This is a genomic window from Pseudomonas sp. F01002 (assembly GCF_004402115.1).
In the GTDB taxonomy this organism is placed as follows: domain Bacteria; phylum Pseudomonadota; class Gammaproteobacteria; order Pseudomonadales; family Pseudomonadaceae; genus Aquipseudomonas; species Aquipseudomonas frigoris.
In genome coordinates this window covers 18,157-34,450 of sequence record NZ_SOPU01000026.1, presented here as the reverse complement: position 1 = coordinate 34,450, position 16,294 = coordinate 18,157, and the positions used below count along the sequence as shown (strand labels likewise).

The following is a 16,294-nucleotide window of genomic DNA, read 5'->3' as shown; positions in this document are numbered from 1 at the left end:
CTCAATGACCCGACCGTGTAATCGGCACACGGTCGTTTGTGATTGGGTCTGTGGTTAATGCCAATCAGTTAAGCCGCAACGCGATCCTTGTAGCAGCTGGCGAAGCCTGCGTTCGGCTGCGAAGCAATCGTAAAACCAGTCACCGCGGTGTGTCAGTTAAACCGTGGGTTCAGGATTTACGACTGCTTCGCAGCCGAACGTAGGCTTCGCCAGCTGCTACAAGGATCGGGGTGCGGCTTAACTGACTGACATTAGGGTCTGTGGTGGTCTTTGGTTTTTCGGGCACTGCAAATCCCTTATGGGAGCGAGCAAGCTCGCGCCCATAAGACGTCAGGCTGTAAAGTCGCTGGCGTGCAGCTCTTTGACGCCCACCATCTGGACTTCGAACTCGGGGGTGGCGTCGGCGTTGACACTGCCGTAGAGAATGCCATCGGCAAAGCGCAGTTGGCCGGTGGCGTTGGCGGGGTCAAAGGCGTTGCTGCCGATGAAGGTGAAGGCGTCCATGTTGGCGGTCAGCGGGTTGGCGTCCAGGCCGGTAAGGTCCAGATGATCACCCTCGGTGGTCTTGAAACCGCTGATCACGTCACGCAAAGCCCCGACGCCCATGTCCGACAGCGCACCAAACGCGTAGGTATCCGCGCCAGTGCCACCGGTGAGCGTGTCGGTGCCTGCGCCGCCGATCAACCGGTCATCGCCCGAACCGCCCACCAGCGTGTCGTTGCCCGCACCACCGCTCAGAACGTTCGCCGCGCTGTTGCCCGACAGACTGTCGGCGTAGGCGCTTCCCGTCAGGTTTTCGACGAATTTCAAGGTGTCGAGCCCGGAGCCCACGGTGTTTTGTTGCGCTGACGTCGAGAGGTTTACGGTAACGCCGGACAGGGCGCGTTCAAAAGACACCGTGTCATTGCCATCGCGCCCGTCCAGCACGTTGTTGCCGGCTCCGGCGAACAGCGTGTTGTCCAGCGCGTTGCCCGTGCCATTGGCGGCGCCAGTGCTATCGATATAAAGACGCTCGACGTTGTTGCCGAGGGTATAGGCCGCCAGTCTGCTGTGCACGCTGTCGATCCCTCCAGGCACCGCATTGCTGTTGGTCTCGATCACGGTGTCATCGGCGTTGTCGACATAGTAGGTGTCGTTGCCATCGCCACCACTCATGCTGTCGGCCCCTGCGGCACCATTGAGCACGTTGGCGGCGGCATTGCCGGTGATGAAGTTGCGCAGCTCATTACCGGTGCCGTCGATGTCCGACACGCCGGTCAGCACCAGATTCTCGAGGTTGGCGCCCAGGGTCCAGCTGACCGAGGCCTGCACCGTATCGATCTGCGAGGGCGAGGTGTTGGTTTCCACCACGCTGTCGGACGCGTTATCGACCACATAGATGTCATTGCCATCGCCACCGGTCATGGAGTCGGCGCCCAGGTCGCCATCCAGTGTGTCGTTGCCCGAGCTGCCCACCAGGGTATCTGCCTGGTCGGTGCCGGAAATCATCCCGCCCTGGTTTTGAGCGTTGTCGAAAATCGCCTGCGCGCTGTTGTTGTCGCTGGGGTTGCCTTGAAAGCCAAGGTCATCGGCGATGTAGTCGGCCAGGCGCTGGCCGACGATTTCCGCCGATTCCTCGTGCAGGTGCCAGACGTCGTCGGGATACACCAGCGGATCGACTTCGTAGCGCAAGGGCAGGTCGGTGTAGTCCACCGCCAGCTTGACGTCAGCACGCTCGGCGGCGATTGATTCCTGGACGGCGCGGACATAGCCAACGCCCTCGACGATGGAGGCAATCTTCTCTGGCGAATAACCACGGGCGCGCGCCGCATCCTCCTGGTAGTGACCGGTTTCCATCATGTACACGCTGAAGCTGCCGAACTGGGTATGCAGGTAATCAAACACCTTCAGGGTCGCGTCCTTGTAGGCAGCGGCCGCCGCTGTTTTGTCCGTGGCACGGCCGATCTCCTGGGCGGCTTCCTCGCCCTGGCCCCAAATGATGCCCATGGTGACGTTATCGATCGATTGCAGTTCGGTACGCTGGTCCCCCAGCAACGCGACGGCACGCAACAGCGCAGCCCCGGGCTGATTGGTGTCGGTCAACCACCAGCACAACTTGAGTTCCTCGGCGCTCATGGTCGACAGGCCGTTGACCGTGCTGCCGCCCACCGCGATGTCGATGCCGTTGCCATCGGCGTCGGTGAACTGGCTGCGCACGTCATAGGGGGTGTAGCGGTCCAGGTCTTCGACCAGCATCGAGGTGCCGGACTGATTGTCGTCCTCCGTCATGCGCAGCAGGCGCGCATTGGATTGGCCGAGTGTGGGCAGGTAGAGGATGTCCTGCTGGGCGCGCTCGCCGAACACGAAATCACTGGCGGTCAGCGTGTTGAGGTAGTTGCCATTGAGGGCGATTTCGAAGCGATTGCCATCGGCGTCGGACTCGGCGGATTTGATGTAGGTCTTGTCGCCGGCCGCGTTGAGGGTCATGTACAACGTGCCATTGCTGCCATCGCCGAGGCCGAGAAACCCCAGGCCTGACACATCAATCTTGTCGACGCCCGCGGTGAAGTCATAAATCGTGTCGGTGGCCGTGACGCCACCGGTGTCGTAGTCGCGGTAGCTGTCGAGCACGTTGGTGTAGCGGAAGGTGTCGGCCCCGTCGCCGCCGTACAGCGAGTCGCGTCCGGCGCCACCGTCGACGATGTCCGCGCCGGTGCCGGCCTTGATTGTGTCATTGCCACCGAGGCCGAGGATCAGGTCCGCGCCCGCCGTGCCGTTGAGGGCTTCGGCATTGTTGGTGCCGGCGATGGTATTGGCGGGCGCATCGGCCACCGCCAGGGCGAAGCTGTCACTGACCGACGCTCCTGAAGGATCGGTGGCCTTGACCAGTACGTTGTAATTGCCCGACGCCGTGCTGATCGGCGTACCGGTGAACGTCAGGCTGGCCGCGTTGAAACTCAGCCACGCGGGCAGGGCGCTACCGTCAGCGAGGGTCGCGGTGTAGGTCAACGCATCCTGGTCGGCGTCGGTGAAGCTGTCATGGGTGACGGTGTAATTGAACGGCGTGTTTTCGGTGGCGTTCTGGTCGAGGAGGGGAATGGCCACCACCGGCGCTACATTGCTGGGTGCGTTCTGGCCGGCGAAAACAAAATGACTCGCCGTCAGGCTGCTCACCAGGTTGCCCGCCATCGACAATTCGAAGCGGTTGCCGTTCGCGTCGACGGTGAGATCCTTGAGGTAGGTGCGGTTGCTCGAAGCACTGTAGGTCACTTGCAGCGTGCCGTTCAGGCCATTGCCCAGGGCCGTGTAGCCGAGCGCCGAGACATCGATCTTGTCGGCGGCCACGTCGAAATCGAGGATCTGGTCACTGACGCTGGTGGAACTGGTGCGGTAGCTGTCGAGTGTCGAGGTGTAGCGGAACACATCGGCACCCGCGCCACCGGTGAGTTTGTCCACCCCGGCGCCACCGACCAGGATGTCGTTGCCCGCGCCGCCATTCAGCGTGTCGTTACCGGCGCCACCGAAGAGTTGTTCGTTGGCAGCGGTGCCGGTCAGCGTGTCGTTGTTCGGCGTGCCATTGATCACAGTGGGTGAGGCGGGCACGTCCTGCACTGCGAGGGTAAAGCTGTCGCTGACGGTGGCGTTGCTGCCATCAGTCGCGGTGACTTGTATGGAGTAAGTGCCCGATGCGGTATCGCTGGGTGTGCCGCTGAACGTACGAGTCGCTGCATCGAATGTCAGCCAGCTGGGCAGGGCGCTGCCATTCGCCAGTTTGGCGATGTAGCTGAGGCTGTCGTTATCCGGATCGGTGAAGCTGGTGGCCGGCACCACGTAGCTGAACGGGGTGTTTTCGGTTGCGTTCTGATCCAGCAACGCCGTTGCCACCACCGGCGCATGGTTGACCGGTGACGACGTGGCGAAGACGAAATTGGCGCTGGTCAGCTTGTCGACGTAGTTGCCGTTCAGCGTCACTTCAAAGCGGTTGCCATCGGCGTCGGCGGTCAGGGATTTGATGTAAGTCTTGGTGCCGGCACTGTTGAGCACCAGGTACACGGTGTTGTTCTTGCCATCCCCCAGGCCGGTAAAACCAATGGCCGAGAGGTCGATCTTGTCGGCGCTGATATCGAAATCGGTGATCACGTCGCTAAGGTTGGCACCGCCGGTGTTGTAGTTGCGGTAGCTGTCCAGGCGATTGGAGAACACAAAGATGTCCGCTCCGGTGCCGCCGGTGAGGGTGTCCATGCCGGCACCGCCGTCGAGCTTGTCGTCGCCCGCTCCGCCACCGAGGCTGTCGTTACCCGCCAGGCCAAGCAGGGTGTCGGCGGAATCGCTGCCCAGCAACGAGTCGCTGCCGCTGGTACCGGTGACCACGTGATTGAAGATGAAATTGCTGGCGGTCAGGGTGCTGGCGAGGTTGCCCGATAGAATCAACTCGAAGCGATTGCCGCTGGCGTCGGCATCGTAGTCCTTGATGTAGGTGCGGTCGTTGCTGGCGCTGTAGCTGACCTGCAGGGTGCCGCCACGACCATTGCCCAAACCCGTGAAACCGAGGCCGGCGAGGTCGATCTTGTCCTGGGTGACGTCGAAGTCGGTAATGGTGTCATCGAAGCTTGCGGTTGCGTTGCGGTAACTGTCGGACTGAGCGACGAAACGGAACGTATCGGCGCCGGTACCGCCGGTGAGTTTGTCGGTGCCTGCACCGCCCACCAGAATGTCGCCACCGGCCCCGCCATTGATGGTGTCGTTGCCGGCTGCGCCGTAGAAAATCTCGCTGGCGGCACTGCCCAGCAGGGTGTCGTTGCCAGCCGTACCTTGCACGGTGGTCATCGGCGCCGTGGCACTGGCGTAGCTGCCGTCGCCATAGACCAGCGTCGCGCCCTTGCTGGTGTGGCTGATGGTGTTGCCAATAATGGCGTTGCGGTCGGTGCCGTCTTCATTGCGCTCCGCAACACCGTAGGTCGACAGGTTGCTGCCGCTGATGATGTTGCCCTGGATCGTGTTGTCGCTGCCGTTGAAGTACTTGCCGGACACGCCCAGGGTGTCGTCGTAGGACTGGATGATGATTTCCGGTACGGGGTTGCCCAGGGAATTGTTGTTGAGCGTGTTGTCGATGATCTCGACGTGGTTGCTGCCGTAGATGCGGATCCCGGCGCTGGCGTTGTCGTGAATGTCGACGTCGCTGACGGTCACCTCGCTGGACAGCTTGATCAGCACACCTTCGGCGCCGTTGCCGTACACCTCGCCACCGGTGATGGTGATGTTGCTGGGGGAGGGGATGTTCTCGCTGCCGCGCTGCACCACGATGCCGTTGCCGCCATTGTTGTAGGCAACGTTGTTGGTGAGGGTGAAGTCGTGGGTACTGGTGACGACGTTGAAACCGTGGCGGTCATTGTCGTAGGCGACGTTGTTTTCGAAGGTGCTGTCGCTGAGGAAGTCAGCAACGAAGCCGTCCAGGCCATTGCCGTGGGACACGCTGTTCTTGATGACCATGTTGACGGTCTGCTCGTGGGGGTCGAAACCGTACCCGGAGCAATCCTTGATCTCGACGCTGTCGAGGGTGACGTTGGAGTCGTAGCCTTCCTGGCCGGGGATGAAGCCATTGAACCAACCGTCGATCTTGCCGGTGGTGTGGTCACGGTTGCCGTCGATGGTGAGGTTGCTGACGCCAAAGTCGTGGGTTTCCTCGCCATAGGCCGAGCGGATGACACCCGTGATCTTGGTGTCGGAGCCGTCAGCCACCTTGACGGTGGTTTTGCCCATGCCGTCGCCGTACAGGGAGACGTTGCTCTTGAGCATCAGGCAACCGTCGGAGGGTTCCTCGCCTCCCGAAACGATGTAAGTTCCGGTCGGCACATACACCTGCCCCCCACCTGCGGCGGCCGCTGCATCAATCGCACTTTGTATTGCCGCGGTGTCGTCTGTGATGCCATCTCCTTTGGCGCCAAAATTTTGAACATTGAAAATCATGAGCTTATCTCCGTATCAGGCTAAAACCTCGGAAGATGCCAATATTCCATCGACAGCCACGGTGTTAGGGCCCAACGAAGCGCAAAAGTTGTGACCACATATCGGGGAGGTGTCAAAAAACCGCACTAACTGATCAGCGGTTGTGAGGTGTTTCGACACAATAACGTTCTGTTGACGCCCGCTCAGTAAGCGAACAAGCCCACTCTTACGGGTTCCGCGGTTATCGACGTCGAGATCGAGAAGCCTTTTTCCATCAGGCCGGCGTCGCGCTCGAAAGCCCAGCTGCCGCAAAAAGAAAAATTGAACTGAACCTTCAGAATTGGCTTGTCTCGCAAGACTCGACCGTTGAGCGGTTGAAGGCGATAGCGGGTCAAGGCATCGACATTCGCGCCGATAAGTTCAACAAGTACATTAAGGACTGATCCTGCCAAGAGTCCGGGGCTGAATGCGAGGAATCACTTCGACTCAGGGAGCATTTTCAACGCATGTGTTTTAACGTCTGCGTCGTCTCCTGTGCTAGCCCGTAGCCGTTGTACCGCCTGGAAGCCCTATGAAAAACAAGCCTCTCGACCCTCTGCCGCCGATGCAAACCTCCAATCTTTCCCTGACACGCATGTCTTTGACGGGCTTCTCTTGTCTGTTGTTGTCGATCTTCCTGTTGGCCAGCACCTTGATTGTTTACATCGCCTTCGAGCAAAACCAGGACGCCGAGCGCCGCAGTCGCTTTTATACGGAAAAGGCCGTGCAGGCCCTGGAGAAGTCGGTTCTTTTGACGATCAAGGATTACGCATTCTGGGGCGATGCCTATGAGCACCTGCACAGGAAGGTGGATACCGACTGGGCATTTGTCCGCCAGAATGCCGGTTCGTCGCTGTTTGAGGATTTCGGGTTTGAGGGCGTGTTTGTGATCGATCCGACCGATCGTACGGTGTACTCGGTCATCAATGGGCAGCTGGAATCGGTCACCGCTGAAGACTGGTTGAAACAACCCATCACCGCGCTCATCGAACGTGCACGCATCGATGTCGAAAGCGAAACACCCATCAAGGCGTTTCTCGATGTCGACGGCACCCCGGTGTTGGTCGCTGCCGCGCCCCTGACGCCTGGCACCAACCCCCAGGTCGAAACGGATGACAGGCCAGCCTCAATACTGTTGTTCGTCTCCAGGCTCGATGCTGCCCGATTGGGTAGCATGGCCAGTGATTTCGGGATTGCTCAATTGCGCGTGGCCTCAGGTGATAGTGCAGCGCTCGGTACATCGTTTTTGCGTCTGGGGGAAACCGGTACGGCGGGCACCCTGCAGTGGACACCGGCGCAGCCGGGGCATCGGTTGATGACCGTGGTGTTGCCGCTGGTCGGTATAGCGGGGCTGATTATCGGACTGATGACCTGGCTTTTTCAGCGGCGTACCACGGCGGCTGCGCAAGTGATGGATGCCAGTTACACCTCCTTGCAGGTCAGTCGCACGGCATTGGCGGCCAGTGAGGCGCGGTTTCGTGATGTCGCCGAAGCGTCCTCCGACTGGATTTGGGAAATCGATACCGGGTTGCGCTTCACCTACCTATCAGAGCGCTTCGAAACCGTGACGGGACTGCGCAGGGCCGAGTGTCTTGGTCGTCCTATCGATGACTTGCTGGTGTCTGATCAGGGCCCGCTTTCCCAGTGGTTGAAAAACCACTCGCGACGGGCCAACGCCATCTTGCAATGCAGCTATCTGTCAGGGGACGGGCAAGCCAGGATTTTCCGTCTTTCCGTGCGGGAAATGGAGGGGCTGGGCTATCGCGGCACGGCCAGCGATATCACCGAAGAAGTGGCGGCCCGCCGACGGATCGAATACCTGTCGCAACACGATGCGCTGACGGGCCTGGCGAATCGCGCCCGTATGCAGGAATTCCTCGATGGCAAACTCAAGGCTGCGCCGACCCTGAGTGATCCGTTGGTCATGCTCAGCGTCGACCTCGATCGCTTCAAACCGGTGAATGATTTGCTCGGGCATGCCGCAGGCGATCAAGTGCTCAACGAGGTCTCCAAAAGGTTGGGGCAGTGCTTGCGCTCCGATGACCTGGTCGCGCGAATCGGTGGCGATGAGTTTGTGCTGGTGGTGGCGAATATGGTTTCTCAGGATGAGGTCGAGCACCTGTGCCAGCGCCTGATCGACTGCATCGAACAGCCGTTGCAGATTAATGAGCATGAGGTGTTTATCAGTGCCAGCATCGGCATTGCCATGGCACCGGCCGACGCCACCCTGGCCGATGAGTTACTGCGCTATGCCGACATCGCGTTGTATGAAGCCAAGGATGCAGGACGCAATACCTGGCGTTTTTACGCGGGCGACATGAATGCTCGAATCCTCGATCGTCGTCAGTTGGAAAGCGATCTGCGTCATGCGATCAAACATGATGAATTGCGTCTGCACTTTCAGCCGCGCTATCAGATTGCAGGCAGGGTCATGGCCGGTGCCGAAGCGCTGGTACGCTGGGAGCACCCGGTGAGAGGGCTGTTGGCGCCCGACGTTTTCATTCCCATAGCGGAAGAAACCGGGTTGATTCTGCCGCTGAGCAACTGGGTGCTGCACACCGCTTGCAGGACCGCGTCGACCTGGCCTGAAGAACTCTTTGTATCGGTGAACCTGTCGCCGACAGAGTTTCAGCGCGGGCAACTGGTGTCCAGGGTTCAGGCGGTGTTAACGCAGACCGGTTTGAATCCGGCCCGGCTGGAATTGGAACTGACCGAGAATGTCATGCTGGACGACGCCAAGGGCGCGCTGCAGATCATGCACGACTTGAAGGCCTTGGGGGTCCGCCTGGCAATGGACGATTTCGGCACTGGGTACTCGTCATTGAGCTACCTGCGTTCATTTCCTTTCGATGGGTTGAAGATCGATCGCAGCTTTATTTCCGGGCTGGCCGCCAGCGGTGATGATCAGTCGATCATCGAGGCCATCGTCGGGCTGGGCAGGGCACTGTCGCTGACAGTCACGGCAGAGGGGGTGGAAACGATCGAGCAACTTCAGGCGTTGCAGGATGCGCGGTGCGATGAGGTGCAAGGGTATTTCTTGAGCCGGCCTATGGATGCGCAGGCGATTGCACACTTGATTGGCGTCCACGCGAAGCATTCAGGGCTGCGAGCGCTGGCTGAAAGCGCTCACGCTGAAAGTTAACACGTCAGCTGCGCACGCTTTACTGCACCAGTTGCTCGACCAATTCTGGTGTCACGTAGTGCGGCCCGTCGAACAGGTAGAGCGGATATCCGTCATAGGCCGCCAATTGCGGTTTGAGCTCGGCGGCGGTCGCAGAGCGGAAGCCGCCACCAAAGTTGGGGCGGAAGGCTTCGACGATGATCCGCACACGGTCATTGCCCAGACGCTGGCGCAGGGCGTCGGCGTAGGTTCGCGCGACCGGTGCAGTGCGGGCGTAGACGCCAACACCGTCCTGGAAGAACACGCCGATGTCATCCGGCAGCCATTGCTTGAGCCATTCGGCGGTGGCGACGGGGCCGATATTGGCACCGTCATAAACGCTGATCCACAACGGTCGCGGCAGCTTGGCCAGCAGGGCGGGCAGGTCTTTGGCGCGGGTCCAGCTGGGGTCGACTTCAGCCGGGAAATACCAGCCGGTCACGTGTAACGGCGTAGGCAATTTGGCGATCCGCTCCGAGACCGTGGCCAGTTCTTCGATGTTGTCCCGAGAGCGGTTCTCGCTGAAATAACCTGCCAGCCCAAGGATGACATCCTGCGCCCAGGGTGCCTTGGCGATGCGCGCCCAATCGGGCAGCACCGGTACGGCGGGCAGGCCGGTACCGGGAACGAAGGCCTGATCGTCCACGACTGTCCATTGCACCAGCAGCTCACGCGCGCCCAGTTTTTCCCAGTGTCCGCTGATTCCGACGGTCTTGTTATCCGGCTGCCAGACGATGCCGACAATCCCCGGGTCCAGGGCCTTGGTCTTCGTCACGTAGAGCATGCCGGTACCTGCGCCGACGGTGACGGCAAGCAACAGAGCAGCAACGGTCGTGCGACTGGCGGTGTAGCCGAAGATTTTCACGGCAGTGCCTTTTTGATGCGTTGATGCCATTGGCTCAGCGAGGTGACGCCTTTGGCGTTCCAGTTGGCTGCCGCATCAGGGCCAAGGTGGAACTGGCCCTCGTTGAATTGCCAGACGATCACTTGCGGCTTGTGTTCGGCAAAATCCGCCGACTCAAGGTATTGCAGCAGCGTAGCCCACGGACCGACGTCGCCGGGGTTCCAGGTCAGTGCGACGGGACGGTCCAGGGTATTTGAAAGCTTCTGCGTAAAACCCAGGTAAGGCTGGACAAAGCTGTTGCCGATCACTTGGACCGGTGCCGGAGCATCGTCGATCAGCAAGTCGTTTTCGGCCTGATGACGAACGGTGTAGATGTCGCGACCAATCGCCTTGCGCTTGATCGCTGGCAGAAAATTACTGGCCAGGTCGCCGAACGCGCGTCTGTCGAACCATTGGCCCAGCACCGCGCCACCACCGGGGTCACCTCGCAGACTGTAGCGCTCGGCAATCAGTTGCGCCGTGGAGTCGGCGGTGTTTTCGGCGCTCCAGGCTGTCCAGTGGTAGTCGGCGCGGTAAAACGCGGTCTGTTTGCCTTGCTCGGTCCGATGCAGGATTGGCTTGATGTTCAGCGTGGTCAGACCTGCTTGGGCCAAGTCGTTTTGCAGGTGGTCATAACGCTGCATCACGGCGACGCTCAAGGGTTGATCGGCGGGCAGCTGCTGGGCATAAAACGGCGCTTTCATCGGCACCACCAGCACTACCAGCCCGATATGTTCGCGTTCAAGTTGCTGCTGGAGTTCTTTGACCAGTGCAATGCTGCGTGCAGTGCCGGTGTTGTCGACTTTGCTCAGGCTTTCCCAGGCCGGGAATAACCAGCCGCCGTTGCCGGTGATCACCGCCGACGCCGCTTGAACGCCGGTGCCTGACAGGCTCGACAGCAGGCCAGCGATCATGGCGGACATCGACAACCGACGGGTAAAACGATCGGGTTTGGATTGAAGGTTCATGGGGCGGTCTGGTCGACAAGGCCAATCAGGCGAGGGGCCTGGCGGGAGCCGATCAGGAACAGGCTATAACGATCGCCGGCCTTGAAGGGCGCCAGCTTCAACGGCGGGCTGGCGTTGTCATTGCAGCTGGCAACCAACGTCGCCTGCACCGGGTTGATCGTGCGCTGGGCTTGTCCGTTGAACGGCAGCTGGGTGAATACCGGGGCGCCATTGGCCAGTTTGACTTCAGCCTTTTCGCAACCGCTGCTCAGGTTATAAACGCTGAGCTCGGCGCGCAGGTCTTTACCGCGCAGCGGCGGGTCGATGACCAGGCGTGGCGCCCGTGCCGGATCGCTGTCGAGAATCAGCGTGACCCACGCACTTTTCGGTGCGCTCAGGCCTGTTATCTCGCGACCATTGATGGTCAGCTTGAGCGGCTGCCGCGAGTCCACGACCTGGAAGGGACTGGCCACCGTGCTCTGGGCGGAAAGGGCAAAGGTCGCGCCTTGCTCAATACGAACCTGCATGGCGGTATCGCCGGGATTGACCACCCGCACATACGCCGAGCCTTCGGGCAATTTGGGCGCGTACAGCTGGGCGATTTCCGAGGCAGCTTGTGCGCCTGTCGAGAGCAGGCCAAGACCTAGCCACAAACACATTCGAACGTTCATGCAAGTCCTCAATAGGAATAGGTCAGGCGAGCGAACACGCCTTGAGCGCGGTCATCGCCCAGCACCTTCACGCGGTACTGCAGAGAAAAGTCCACATACGAGCGGGGGGCGTTGTACGCATCTTCACGGAACCAGTACCGGACGTTGTTACCGATACCAACGCCACCGGCCTTGCCAGATGATGAGTCCGTGCTGCCGTCGGTGTCCGTCTTGCTGTTCATCTTGGAGTCGTAGTCGAACGCGGCCACGACATGGGGGAAACTCACCCAGCGCGAGCCTGTGCCGCCGATGGCGTAACTGCGACCCACCTGCCATTCGCTGTTGAAGTAGTCGCGCGAGTCGTTGACGTAATGACCGGCTTCAGCGAACAACTGCGAGGTCCACCAGCTGGAGGCATCCACTCGCAGATCGGTCCCGATGCTTGAGCCGTAGCCCAGACGCACCAGCCAGTCACCGTCGACGTCCGACGATCCCAAGGGGAATGTACGCTCGACGGCGGCCATCACGTTCAGCGATGTGAAGGGTTTGACCCGGACACCCACGGCGCCTTGCAGCGCATCGAAACCGGTATCCGAATCGCCGTTCTTGCTCCGCAGCGTGTCGGTGATGCGTCCGTAGAGTTCGACAAAACGTGCGTTGCGATAGCCCAAGGGACGCCAGGAAAGCTCGGTGCTGTTTTGCAGGCTGTCATTGCTGTTGCTGCCGCTACTCGGCGCTGAGCTCAGGCCACTGCTCGAACTGTTGCCGCGATAGCTGGTAGTGCTGGTCAATCCCCAGGTGCGCGACACATCGGCCACCGCGCGACGGGTGTCGAACAGCTGCTGCGGGGACATATCGAGTTCACCGGCATTTTTCACGTCGATGACTCGCTTGAAGTAGGTGACGGCTTGCTCGTCGTCATTGACCCGCATGGCGTTGTACGCCGCATCCTGTGTTGCTGTCGGCGTGAGTCGGGAGTCGGCATCGGCCTTGCGGAACGAAGTGTGGGCACCGTCATCGTCGCCGGCCTGGACCGACAAATAAGCGATCTGCAGATCGCTCATCGATTCCAGCTCGCCCGTGTCCCGCGCTTGTTGCAGGCGTTCGCGCGCAGTTCGGCGCTGGCCGATGGCGGCATACAGACTGGCTTCTTCGTAAGCGGGAAGACTGGCCAGCGCCAGTGCCTGGGTAAAGTCCTTGCGCGCCCCGGCATCGTCACCCGATTGTTGACGCAGACGGCCGCGCTGGGCGAGCAGACGAGCGTCATCGCCCGTGAGCTTCAGACCTTCGCTGGCTGCCGCGATGGCTTCGGGCACACGTTTCTGATCACTCAGGGCGCTGACCAGCAGTCGGCGGTACGCCGGATTCTGTGGCGCACGGGCAATGGCTTCGTTCGTCAGGGCAACCGCCGTCGCAGGGTCTTTGCGGGCCAGGGCCGCGTAGGCTTGGCCGGCCATGTCGGTTCCGCCATCACGTTGGTTGCCCGGCCAGATATCACAGACCAGGCCGAAAGCCGTTTCCTGACAGTTCAAAGCCGGAGCAGGGAAGTGGGCAATCACGTTCGCGCCATTGTTTTTCTGCCGCAGCGCCATTCGGGCAGCGGTACGTCGGCGGGCCACTTCGCCGCCTTCATCGTCGACCAGTGGCTGCAGATGATCGAGCGCCTGCTGAGGCTCGCCATGGGCCAGTGCGGCGTCCGCCGCGAAGAAACGAATGTCACGAATTTCCGCTTCCAGCAGGCCATCGATGGCCAGGGCGTGATTCAGGTCAGCCTGGGCGGCCTGAGTTTTGCCCTGACGATCAAGGGCGTAGCTGCGCAGAATCCACGGAGCGATTTCCCCATCGTCTTGTGCCAAAGCGCCTGACGCGGCCTGTTCGGCCCCACGGTAATCCCTGGCAGCGAGCAGGGCACTGATCAGCAATTGCTGATTGGCGCCGATTTCCGGGGACAGGGCGACGGCTTTTCGGGCTTGGTCAATGGCGAGGGTCGCATTGCCTTGGTCCAGGGCGCGATAGCCCTGAACCGCCAGCGGCGCCGCCAGTTGACGACGAATCGCTTCGCGACGCATCAATAACGTATCGTCGTCCGGGAACACCGCGAGGGCCTGGGTGGTGGCTTGATCCGCTTCCTGTAGATGTTGTTGGCGTTGCAACGACTCGATCAGCAGCAGTCGATAATCCATGCGTTTGGGCGCTTGGGCGATGGCTTTGCGTGCCGCTTGGGCAGCCACGCCGAAGTCATCGCGATCATAGGCCTTGAACGCCTGGGCCGCGGCGCCGAAGCCTGGGGCCTGACGTGATTGCGGGTAGCGCTTGGGATGGTCTCGCTGTTCCTTGTCGCGTTGTGCCAGTGCAATCAAGGTGTTCAAGCGAGTGATATCAGCCCGCTGACGCAACGCTTCGCGGGCCTTGGCGATGGCCAGGTCGTAATCTTTACGCTCGTACGCGCTGTACGCCTCGTTGGCAGTTTCAAAGGCCGGGCCGGTCAACGGCAGGGGCAGCGTCTCGGCATGAACAAGCCCAGGTAACAGGCTTAGCCCCGTGGCCATGAGGGTCAGGAAGGGGCGGTTCATGCCGGAAGCTCCGCAGGGTAGTGGCTGTGCTGACGCGCCACGGCCTTTTCGATGGTGGAGCGGGGCAGCACGCCGCTGTCGACCAGATAGTCGCCAATGCGTCCGTGATGCTGCGGGCGGTACTGCAACATGGAGCGGCTGAACACGTCGCGATCCAGCAGCCCCATTTCGATCAACAGGTCGCCCAGCAGCGGCGCACGGGCATCCGGCACGGATTGGCCTTCACGCACGTTCAGTTGACGCAATTGCGCGACGATTTCGCTTTCACGGGCAATCAGCTGCACCGGTTCGCTGCCCAGTTCATCGCTGACCTGTTGCAGACCTTCGGCCGGAAGAGGGCTGGCGACGGCGATTTGCGCGCGGCCGTCGGCATTCAAGCCAAGCGGCACCACGCGCCAGCGCAGGGCGAACTCATCGTCCAGCGTCAGGATCGAGTCCCGTGCCTTGGCGGCCACATTGAACACCCGCGGCAGATCGTTCTGGAAGGCGATGGCTTCAGCCAGCGTCTCATCGTCCAGCCAGCCGTTGCTGAGCAAAATCCGCCCCAAGGGCATGTGCCGGGTTTTCTGTTCGGCGAGGGCGCTTTGCAGGTCAGCATCGTTGATCGCCTGCCAGGACAGCAACACGCTGCCCAGCTTGCGCGGTGCGGCAGCCACCAGGTCGGTGGACGGGAAGTCGTGCATGGTCTTGTCCCACACCAGTTTGCGGTTCAGCGCCTTGCCGACCAGGAACATGCGCCAGGCGCGTGATGCGGCCATGAAGTTGACGAAGTTGCCCACCACCATGCGCGGGATGGACAGCAAACCATGCTGCCAGCCGTACAGTACGGTGGTGAAATAGCAGCGGTGCGCGATCCGCCAGGCCAGCGCGATACCGTTGGCCAGTAGCAGGTATTGGATAAAGCCATTGGTTTCAAAGGGTGTCGGGAAACTCACGTCCCACAGGCCACTCTGGCGCAGGATGATCAGGCCCAGCAGCTGCACCAGAATCACGTAGGCGATGATGCTGACGAATGCCGTCACCACGCCCTTGCGATCACGAAACAGCAGATAACGGTTGGCCAGCGAGCCGTTCCAGCCCATTTGCTCCCAACCTTGCAGGCCAATGCCCAGCGTCCAGCGGGCTTTCTGGCGGAACGCGGTACGGAAGGTATCGGGAAAGAATTCCCGCACGCACAACGGCATCTTCAGGGTCGATTCGTAAGGTTTGCGAAACCATGATTTACGTAACACGCGAAACTGCACCGGGAAGCGCACGAAGATTGCGTTCATGCCGACCTTGGCCAGGCGTGCGCCAACGTCGTAGTCCTCGGTGAGGCTGTCAGTGTTAAACGGCTGGTTCTGGGTTTCCCCGGCCAGTACGCGCAAGGCACGATGGGAGAAACAGGTGCCGACTCCGGCAGACGGCACCGTGTCGGTCATGCTTTCACGTACCACCAAATCCTTGCCATGCCATTCGGCGAATTCGTCCATGTAGGTGCCGGCCACCCATTCGTACCAGTTGCGCTCCAGCGAAACCACGGGTAACTGGATCATGTCCTTGCGCGGCAGCAAGTAGTTGAACAGGCGTAACTCCATCGGGTGCAGTACGTCTTCGCTGTCGTGCAGCACCACGCCGGCGAAGGTCATGCCGTGGGTTTTCTCGTGCAGAAAGATCGCCTGGATCACCCAGTTCAAGCAGTCGGCCTTGCAGGTCGGCCCGGCATGCGGGACTTCCACGCGATGCAGCTGCTTGTAGCGCCGACGCATGCGTTCCACTTCATCGATGGTGCGTTGGTCATTGATGTAGGTGCCGACGAAGACCACATAGTTCTGGTAATCCAGAGTCGACACCATGTTCTCGATCATCGGTGCGATGACGTCATATTCCAGCCAGGCTGGGACCATGATCGCCAACGGCTGTTCATCCCGGGCCATCAATTGCTCGGCGGTCAGCGGCCGGTATTTGCGATCCACGGTGAACTTGCGAAACAGGCGGCGAGACCAGTACCACAAGTCAATGAACAGATCGTCCAGGCTGGAGATCAGGATCAGCACCGCGACCACGATGGTCGAGATCTCCAGGAAGCTGTAGTAGTGGGCCAGCCAGTAGGGCCAATAAAGCGACGTCATCGAAAG

The 16,294-nt window shown here is 60.7% G+C and carries 7 protein-coding genes; 1 reads left to right on the top strand and 6 read right to left on the bottom strand.

The genetic code is table 11. The features are described from left to right. Window positions 1–330: 330 nt before the first annotated feature. On the bottom strand, window positions 331–5,946 hold the full coding sequence (locus E3W21_RS22310) for a putative Ig domain-containing protein (protein ID WP_134421869.1): 5,616 nt from the start codon (window positions 5,944–5,946) through the stop codon (window positions 331–333). A gap of 550 nt (window positions 5,947–6,496) precedes the next feature. Here E3W21_RS22310 and E3W21_RS22305 point away from each other — a divergent pair. Next, the gene (locus tag E3W21_RS22305) at window positions 6,497–9,106 is read left to right on the top strand and encodes an EAL domain-containing protein (protein ID WP_134421868.1); all 2,610 of its coding nucleotides are present in this window, start codon (window positions 6,497–6,499) and stop codon (window positions 9,104–9,106) included. Window positions 9,107–9,125: 19 nt separating this feature from the next. Here the strand turns inward: E3W21_RS22305 and E3W21_RS22300 are convergent, their stop codons facing one another. The 5 genes from E3W21_RS22300 to E3W21_RS22280 are packed head-to-tail and all read right to left on the bottom strand — an operon-like array spanning window position 9,126 to window position 16,288. Then, window positions 9,126–10,019, bottom strand: a complete 894-nt coding sequence (locus E3W21_RS22300; protein WP_134421867.1) for a hypothetical protein — start codon at window positions 10,017–10,019, stop codon at window positions 9,126–9,128. Then, window positions 9,986–10,975: a twin-arginine translocation pathway signal gene (locus E3W21_RS22295; protein WP_134421866.1), complete on the bottom strand. Its 990-nt coding sequence runs from the start codon at window positions 10,973–10,975 to the stop codon at window positions 9,986–9,988. Before E3W21_RS22295 ends, E3W21_RS22300 begins: the two co-directional genes overlap by 34 nt. Continuing rightward, complete coding sequence (locus tag E3W21_RS22290) at window positions 10,972–11,625, bottom strand: alginate O-acetyltransferase AlgF (RefSeq protein WP_129444103.1); 654 nt, start codon at window positions 11,623–11,625, stop codon at window positions 10,972–10,974. Before E3W21_RS22290 ends, E3W21_RS22295 begins: the two co-directional genes overlap by 4 nt. Window positions 11,626–11,633: 8 nt before the next feature. Then, a complete protein-coding gene (locus E3W21_RS22285) occupies window positions 11,634–14,177 on the bottom strand; it encodes a bacteriophage N4 adsorption protein A (protein ID WP_134421865.1) in 2,544 nt (847 codons plus the stop codon). Further along, window positions 14,174–16,288, bottom strand: a complete 2,115-nt coding sequence (locus E3W21_RS22280) for a glycosyl transferase family protein (RefSeq protein ID WP_134421864.1) — start codon at window positions 16,286–16,288, stop codon at window positions 14,174–14,176. The genes E3W21_RS22285 and E3W21_RS22280 overlap by 4 nt, the downstream gene beginning before the upstream one ends. Between the last annotated feature and the right edge of the window lie 6 nt (window positions 16,289–16,294).